Source organism: Streptomyces sparsus, assembly GCF_054776295.1.
Genome location: NZ_BAAHCA010001519.1, coordinates 1 through 748, shown reverse-complemented (window position 1 = coordinate 748; position 748 = coordinate 1). Strand labels below are relative to the sequence as shown.

At 75.9% G+C, this 748-nt stretch carries 1 protein-coding gene; it reads left to right on the top strand.

Annotation, left to right across the window (positions count from 1 at the left end; translation table 11 throughout):
* Window positions 1-748, top strand: a 748-nt coding sequence (locus ACYVE9_RS29370; RefSeq protein ID WP_461030918.1) for a phytoene desaturase family protein, incomplete at both ends; no start/stop codon positions are given.

Genomic DNA, 748 nt, shown 5'->3' with positions numbered 1-748 from the left:
CGGTGCGCACCGCCACGGGCGAGACGGTGCCGGCCCGGCGGGCGGTGCTGGCGGACGTCTCGGCGCCTGCCCTCTACGGAGAGCTGCTCGGTCCCGGGGACGTGCCCGCCCGGGTGCTGGCGGACCTGCGGCGCTTCCAGTGGGACTTCGCGACGTTCAAGGTCGACTGGGCGCTGGACGGACCGGTGCCCTGGACCGCCGAGCGGGCCGCGGGCGCGGGCACGGTCCATCTGGCCGACGGTGTGGACGGTCTGACCCGGTTCGCCGCTCAGATCGCCACCGGCCAGGTCCCGGACGAACCGTTCGCCCTGTTCGGGCAGATGACCACCGCCGACCCGTCGCGTTCCCCCGCGGGGACCGAGTCCGCCTGGGCCTACACCCACGTCCCGCACCAGGTGCGGGGGGACGCGGGCGGCGACGGGCTGACCGGCAGCTGGGACCGCCGTGAGCAGGAGCTGATGGCCGAGCGGGTCGAACAGCAGGTTGAGCGGTACGCGCCCGGGTTCCGCTCCCGCATCCGGGGCCGCCGCATCCTCGCCCCGCCGACCATGGAGTCCATGGACGCCAACCTCCACGGCGGTGCCATCAACGGCGGGACGGCGGCCATGCACCAGCAGTTGTTCTTCCGTCCGGTGCCCGGCACCGGACGCCCGGAGACGCCGGTCGCCGGGTTGTTCCTGGCTTCGGCCGCCGCCCACCCCGGCGGCGGCGTGCACGGCGCGCCCGGCGCCAACGCGGCACGGGCCGC